Source organism: Kamptonema sp. PCC 6506, assembly GCF_000180455.1.
Taxonomy (GTDB): Bacteria; Cyanobacteriota; Cyanobacteriia; order Cyanobacteriales; family Microcoleaceae; genus Kamptonema; species Kamptonema formosum.
This window is the reverse complement of sequence record NZ_CACA01000362.1, coordinates 1-7,114: the sequence shown is the minus strand read 5'-3', so window position 1 is coordinate 7,114 and position 7,114 is coordinate 1. Positions and strand designations below refer to the sequence as shown.

The following is a 7,114-nucleotide window of genomic DNA, read 5'->3' as shown; positions in this document are numbered from 1 at the left end:
AGTGGCAATGGCAGTGGCAACAACGGCTACAGCAGTGGCAACAACGGTATTGGCAATAGCGGTAATAACGGCTACAACCACACTGCAAACTCAATTCATGGCAGTGGTAATGGCGTTATTAGCAATAGCAATGGCGATCGCGATAACGGCTACACTGCAAACTCGATTCCTGGCAATGGTAATAGCGGTAATGGCAATGGCGATCGCCACAACAACCACGCTGCAAACTCGATTCATGGCAATGGCAGTAGCAATAGCGGCTACACCGGAAACTCGATTCACGGTAATGGCAACAGCAACAACAGCCACGCCGGAAACTCTGGCAATGGCGATCGCGATAACGGCTACACCGGAAACTCTAGCAGTGGTAATGGCGATCGCGATCGCGATAACGGCTACACCGGTTAATAGGTCTCAAAAAAGATCGAGAGTAGAGGCGATCGCGATTAATGCTCAGTTTAGCCTTGTATTTGTGAACTGCTGTCTGCTTACCTTGAGGAAAGCGCTATCGTGAAGACACAATCAACACTTTTTTTGGCTTGGCAAGACAAAAATAGCCGCTCCTGGTTTCCCATTGGCAGGCTAAAATTTGATGGAATTAACTACGAATTTACCTACACGCAAGGCGTTTTAGAAGCTCAACAGAAGTGCGGTTTTGAACCCTTAGCCTCGTTTCCGCGCTTAGGTGAAGTCTATAAATCAACCTATTTATTTCCCGTATTTGCTAATCGGTTGATGTCGAAAAATCGTCCTGATTACTCAAATTTTATTCACTGGCTAAATCTTTCTCAAAATGAAAGAGAGCCAATTGCTATTCTAGCCCGCAGCGGTGGGCGGCGAGAAACAGATACTTTAACTGTTTTTCTCATTCCTGAGCCAGATTTAGAAGGGCGATATCACCTTCACTTTTTCTTGCACGGATTGCGGTATTTGCCACAATGTGCAATTGAGCGAATTAACCGATTAGAGGTAGGGGAAAAGTTGTGGTTGGCTCACGAATTTCAAAATCATTATGATTCTAAAACATTGACTTTAAATACAGATGATCGCTATATTGTCGGGTATTGTCCGCGATATTTGAATAGTGAGATTTTTGAACTTTTATTGAGGAATCCCAGTTTATTAGAGGTGCGCGTAGAGCGTGTCAATCAGCCACCGACACCGCTTCAGTTTCGCTTGCTGTGTAATATAACTGCTCAATGCTATGATGACTTTTGCCCCTTTTCAAGTGATGAGTATCAGGCTTTTCTCGGTGAGATAGCAACTGTTTAACTCATAGGTTATGGTGACAAAATTAGGGTAAAATGGTGTGTGAATTGTCAGGAAACTAAAATTTTAACCTGGAACCAAAACTTGCTCAGGCAATGCTTGATAATAACCTAGCTGCATTAAGAGGTTTAGGCTTCAAAAAGTACAAATTAGATGCGCGTCAGCTTTCCTCAAGTCCCATCGCCGACTCTCTTTTTAGTGGTAAACGACAGAACTGGGGATAAACCGGGGACAAAACGGTATCAAACCTGTATCAAAACGGTGTCAAAAAACTGACGATGGTGGTTTTTCTACGTTTCTTCAGGCGATCGCCTAAAATCAGGTTGCTGAAAATGTCGTGATGTTGTTGGAGAGAACAAAGCGATCGCCATTTCTAATCAGGCAGGTACAGAGCCGAACTATCCGTTGGCTTAGCGTGGAGATACCGAGTAATCGTCGCCAAACTAGAATGCCCCAAAGTTTGCTGAACCAGATGTATAGGCGCTCCCCTATCCAAACTGTGAGACGCATGGGCGTGGCGCAACCAGTGGGGCGAAACCTTGTCAGAAATGCCAGCTCTTATTGCCGCCGCCTTCACAATTCGCCAGAGGTGACTGCGATGAAGATGTCCCCCTCCAAGATAAGAATGAAAAACTGGATCGTCAGGTTGGCCCGGCCCAAGCTGAATCAGTCCCCCCCAAATTCCCGGTGGCAACAGCACCACGCGAGTTTTATTACCCTTCCCGAAGATCGTCACCTGCCCGCCAGCGCCAGGGCGCTCTTTCAAATCCTTCCACTTCAAGCCGCACAGTTCGCTAACCCGCAAGCCGCCCGAATACAGCAGCCGCAGCATCACCCGATTGCGCGGGTCCGTCTCCGAAGCAATCATCGCTTGAACTTCCGCCTCAGACAGAATACGCTCACTCAAAGTGTCCTTGACACCGCGCGATCGCACCAGCAGCCCAACATTAACAGGCAGCACTCCCAGCTTGTGCCCAAAAGACAGCAGGGACTTAATAGCAAAAATCGCCGTCCGCTGGCTGCCTGAAGACAGATTGCTCAGCGTCAATTCCCACGCCTGAATGTCTGCCAGAGTCACAGAACTCAAAGGCTTATTATCCACAAAACTTAGAAGCCGAGAGGTGTGAAGTCGGTAACTGCCCGCAGTATTTTTGCTGCGGCCGTGAAGCCACAAATCTAACAAAGTCTCATTGTCAATCGTGTTCCCTTGTTGCAACATTGGGTAAACTAATGTTTCTCCTTTAGGATCGTTGAACGCAGTCAAAAAGTAAACCCGTCCGATTATGGGTCATGATGAAGGTAGCCACACTTCATAGCTTGTATCAAACGGTATTTGGGACTGGCGGCAAGTTGTTATAAAATTTTGCAACAGAGATTTATGCACGGCATCGGCTACCGTCAGGAGATGGCAGGCAACCGTGCTTAACCGGGAGGAATTCAGTTGGCTTCGTTTGACAGCTACAAGGCGAGTGCATCTAGGTGGATTACGTTCATAGATTCAGAATTCTACCCAGACTACTTAGACGAAGCAAAAGTCGTCTACGGGAGCGTTTTGGAACAGTTTGCAACGCTGGTAGGCGAAGTACATTCCTCGGCTGACTTGTTAACAAGAATTTCGCAAGAACCGAATCCGTCAAGAACGCAACTGCTTCGCGTTTTTCGCAAGTATGTTTCGCCAGATACGTCAGTTGAGATGTTGAAGCGGAAAAACAAAATACCGGAAATTATTGCCGAATTTGGCACGCGCTTCCGTTCATTAGAAACAGTTAAGCAAAATTTGCTAAGCCGCCCTGACCCTGATGAAGCAATGATGGCAGTTCTTTATGAGTATAAAAGCCGGGGGCAAAAAGGCTATGAATTAACAGAGGCATTTTTCCTCTGGTTTAACAAAACCTTTGGAGATGATTACAAAATTCAGGGGCCGCCAAGGGCTGGAAGAGATGTAATGCTCAATGAAGTCTTACCTAATTTTGAATCTAGGATTCCCGCTGATTTTCTCATATCCCGCCCTGATAAAACTCCTCTAGTTTTAGGATTTGCTCGTTATGATTCTGATCGAGGAGGCGCTCAAGAAGATGACCGCACAGGCGGCAATCGTGATAAAGTGACGGAAATTCGTAAGTATGCTTCGGAGAAAAAAGTACCCCTCAAAGTGCTTTTCTTGAATGACGGCCCCGGATTAACCCTTGGTTCAATGTGGAATGACTATGCAGCATTAGAAACCTACGGACAGGGAGATGTTATGGTGTGTACCCTGAAGATGCTCGACTCTCGATTAACCAGGGAATGGTTGGAGAGTTGAGCAAGTTGCGCCACTTTTCTAAAAGAAGATCGGGGATGCTCTCTAAATCCAGTGCTGATTCAATATAAATATCAAGTCCGCTTTTTAACACTCGGTTTTCATCAAATAAAGATATTTGCTTAGGCTGGTCATCATTGCCTTTTAAAAAATCACCCATTGGTTCTGTGCCTTTTGCTAGTCTCCACACCATTGTTTCTAGTGCAAGCTTAGCGTTATCAATCGCAATCCACTGTCTGCCTAAATCCTCTGCAACTGCTGCTGTGGTGCCGCTTCCCGCAAAAGCATCTAACACTAAGTCACCAGGGTTAGAAGAGGCAATAATCATGCGTTTTAGCAATTCAGGATTTTTTTCAGTTGGATAACCCGTAATTTTAATGTTCTGATTATGGGCATCTTTGAAGTCAAGCCAGATATCCTGTATGGGAATTCCTTTGCTGTTATCTAAGTAAACCTTTCGGCGCGGATTTCCTGTAGATGACCAGTAAATTTCGCCTCGCGCATCCATCAGATCGAGAGTTGCAGGAGTATATTGCCAATGTTTACCTGGGGGTGGCATCATCCCTCTCCATTTTTGACCTGTGGCTCCGTTTCTAATTCCTGGTGCATGAATGGGAACTTTCTTATAACGCCTTCCTGTTTCTTTTTCTACATATTCATACTCTTTATTTGCCGTCACTTCAGTCCAAGATTCAAAAGGTTGATTCCAAATATATTGCTCGGTTTTGCTGTAGAATAGAATATAGTCTGAAACATTACCGTATTGGCGGCGCGTGTAGTTTTTGGGATTGCATTTTTTGCGAGTAATCCAGTTGCGGAAGTTTTTAATGCCAAAAATTTCATCCATGAGAATTTTCACAGGGAAAGCCATGTTTTCATCTAAATGCACGTAGATAGACCCATCGTCTGCCAAAAGCTCGCGCATTAAGATTAGACGGCAGCGGATATACTCTAAATATTCTGCTCCTTCTCGGAAATCATTGTAAGCATGATCCAAGTTGCGAGATGCAAAATTTGCCCCGGTTGCATAAGGGGGGTCTATATACACAAGGCTTACTTTCCCCGCAATATTGGCATCATCTAGTAGGGCGCGGAGAACTCGCAAATTATCTCCGTAGATGAGTTTATTTGTCGGCGAGCCTGGTACTTTGACAGCACGCTGTAGCAAGGCTGGTTTTGTAGCTCTGATGTCTTCTATTGAAGATTTGCCTTCGTACTCTAGTCTGAATGACATTCCATTACTGCCGTTTAAAGCTTTCTTTTTGCCGCTAGTCCCTGGAATTCCTGTTGCCATTTTTTATTTGATAGTTTGCTATTAGAGAAGGCGAGGGCTTTGGCTATGCACGCATATCCAGACATCAGCAATGTAAGGAATTAAGCTTAACTTTGCCAAGCGGAGTGCCAAGCTAGGCCAATCCTACACTGATCCCATTCCTAATGAAGCCAGCCTTCTGAAAACTGCCAGTTTCAGGGTTGATGGTTAAACAATCGCCCGATAGTAATTTTATCACTAAATCGCCTTCAACCAGTGACAATCCAATTGCTGTATCAGGTAACGCCTTGTTAGAGCGGATAGAGCCTCGGCGGTTGAAAAGTAAAAAGTCCTCTTCAGTAATGACAGCAGTAACTTTGTCTAAAGTTAGCATTTGCACCAAATAGGAAGTTAGCGGCAAAGTTAGCAAAAATTTACCCGTTTCCTTACAAATCGCAGCTACCTTTTGTTCAACACCCACCCAAATCGTTTGTCCGTCTGGTGAAAGTTTCACCATCGGTTTAATTAAATCGCTGTTCCAACTAATGCCGTAAACTCCCAAAGTTTCGCCCAGGTCATTGATGGCAAATTGGCGTGAATAGTCGGCGGCTATCAGTTGCCGAGAAGCATCAATTTGATTAAAGTCAACTTCGTTAATAATCTGAATTTTCATAAACAATCCTTGGATTTGTGGGAACAGGGTCATACCTAGATGGAAATTCTCATTTATCAGTGTCACAGAGAGTGCGGGGTTGCTGACTGTAGTTTTTATAGAATTGTTACTCCCATGAAGACTACTACAAACTTCTGCTTATTAATCCATAATCCATAAAATTTTCAATCACAAATAGATAAAATTTCAATCACAAATAGCAACTCGAATCACCCAAATCCCAGCCAATTCTTTGGCGATTTCACCAGCCGTTGGTTTTAACAACTCTACTTTCTCCACTTTTAGGCTTATGCCTGCCCATTCGGAGCATTTGCAGCTTTCGGGGAGGATTTGTCCGGTCATCTTCCTTAAATCAGCGGTGGCATCAGATAAGGTGTCTGGGATTACCCAATCCCGCTTAGTTGGTATTTGGTCTAAGTCTTCTTTGCGAAGCCTAATCAGAACTAGAATGTTTTTTGGCGCGTCTTCTGATTGGCGATCTGCAAGAGTTAATGGATTGTAAAATGAGTAAACGCTTTCACTTTGTGACTGCTGGCGTTCAGTTTGCAAGCCGATGGTGGAATCGGATATCTTGGCTGACATTTTCTCTAAGTTCTGCAACAGTTGCTTTAGGTTTTGCTGAGAAAGACTGGAGGCTTTGGGTTGAGTCTCAAACTCCTTTCTTAATTCTCTCAGTTGAGTGAGCTTTTGTTCTAAGTTTTCTGAAGTTGAGGGAAGCATTTTTTCTTTTTCATCGCTTGGATAAGCAGAATTCAAAGCTTCCAACCACAATTCTTTCGGCAACAGTGACACAATGTTAGTTAATCCGAAGCATTGGAGGCTCATCAGCAAAAGTTCTATTGAATCTTTCAAATCGCTTCTGCTACCGAGGAATCCGTTGTATAACTCTAGTTTTCCGGGGGTTCGCTCCACATACTCTTCAAAGGTGAGAGGATTTGGATTGATGCCAATTTTGGCCTTGTTTTCAAGGCTAGCGGAATTTAAGGCTCTTTGAATGAGGGGGTTTTGGGTCATTGGGCACACCTTGGTATCAGAACTGCTGTTAAGTTAATTGCAGAGATATTGACATTGACTAATTATTCTACACCTGTTCGGACTAGAAATTTCCCCAGTTCTGTATCTCACTTTCCAGAAGTGGGATTGAGCCTTTAACTTTGGCGGTGCGATCGCCCTGATATTCCCACTTTAAGAGCGCGTGTGTCATTTTGGTTACAAGGGATTCTCCTTTAATATTTTGATAGCTGTAATAGCTTGATAGCAAGATAGTTTAATATGTAACTTTTTAGCTCTGCGATAACTAAAACTTGCTTCTGTGATTGAGGTTAAAGAAGAGACATCAATTAAAATCAAGATAGTTTGATAGCAAAGTAGCTTTATCAAAAATCAAATGAAGGATTTAAGTTGCTACTTTGCGGCTGGTGACAGCACAGCTTCGCTGATACAGTTATTAATGAAGAGAAAGTTTTTTTCTATGTCTATAATATTGACCGACCCCGAACAGTGGTGCGATGCTTACGATCTGGCCTCTGTCAAACAGAGATATGAAATGCTCATGGAGGTATTCGACCAACCACTATCTCCCCAGTTAATTCAGGACGTGGATTTGGGAACAATACTTGTA

At 43.9% G+C, this 7,114-nt stretch carries 6 protein-coding genes and 1 pseudogene; 3 read left to right on the top strand and 4 right to left on the bottom strand.

The window, feature by feature from the left end; translation table 11 throughout:
• Together OSCI_RS26105 and OSCI_RS26100 are read left to right on the top strand one after the other, a co-directional pair.
• Positions 1-408 (top strand): annotated as a pseudogene (locus OSCI_RS26105) (hypothetical protein); the annotation flags it as partial.
• Positions 409-510: 102 nt separating this feature from the next.
• Positions 511-1,272, top strand: coding sequence for an HIRAN domain-containing protein (locus tag OSCI_RS26100; protein WP_019488003.1), 762 nt, complete (start codon positions 511-513; stop codon positions 1,270-1,272).
• A 370-nt stretch (positions 1,273-1,642) separates the two neighbouring features.
• On the opposite strand, the gene OSCI_RS26095 is transcribed toward OSCI_RS26100, so the two are convergent.
• Positions 1,643-2,533 carry a tyrosine-type recombinase/integrase gene (locus tag OSCI_RS26095; protein ID WP_234708830.1) on the bottom strand — a complete coding sequence of 297 codons (891 nt, stop codon included), beginning with the start codon at positions 2,531-2,533 and terminating at the stop codon, positions 1,643-1,645.
• Positions 2,534-2,710: 177 nt separating this feature from the next.
• Between OSCI_RS26095 and OSCI_RS26090 the strand changes: the two genes are divergently transcribed.
• The gene (locus OSCI_RS26090; RefSeq protein ID WP_007358217.1) at positions 2,711-3,571 is read left to right on the top strand and encodes a hypothetical protein; all 861 of its coding nucleotides are present in this window, start codon (positions 2,711-2,713) and stop codon (positions 3,569-3,571) included.
• Here the strand turns inward: OSCI_RS26090 and OSCI_RS26085 are convergent.
• The 3 genes from OSCI_RS26085 to OSCI_RS26075 all read right to left on the bottom strand — a co-directional run bounded on the left by OSCI_RS26085 (position 3,510) and on the right by OSCI_RS26075 (position 6,507).
• Positions 3,510-4,862, bottom strand: coding sequence for a site-specific DNA-methyltransferase (locus OSCI_RS26085; RefSeq protein ID WP_007358216.1), 1,353 nt, complete (start codon positions 4,860-4,862; stop codon positions 3,510-3,512). The genes OSCI_RS26090 and OSCI_RS26085 overlap by 62 nt on opposite strands.
• Before the next feature lie 112 nt (positions 4,863-4,974).
• Positions 4,975-5,493 carry a hypothetical protein gene (locus OSCI_RS26080; protein ID WP_007358215.1) on the bottom strand — a complete coding sequence of 173 codons (519 nt, stop codon included), beginning with the start codon at positions 5,491-5,493 and terminating at the stop codon, positions 4,975-4,977.
• 186 nt (positions 5,494-5,679) lie between these two features.
• Complete coding sequence (locus tag OSCI_RS26075; RefSeq protein ID WP_007358214.1) at positions 5,680-6,507, bottom strand: hypothetical protein; 828 nt, start codon at positions 6,505-6,507, stop codon at positions 5,680-5,682.
• Positions 6,508-7,114 lie beyond the last annotated feature (607 nt).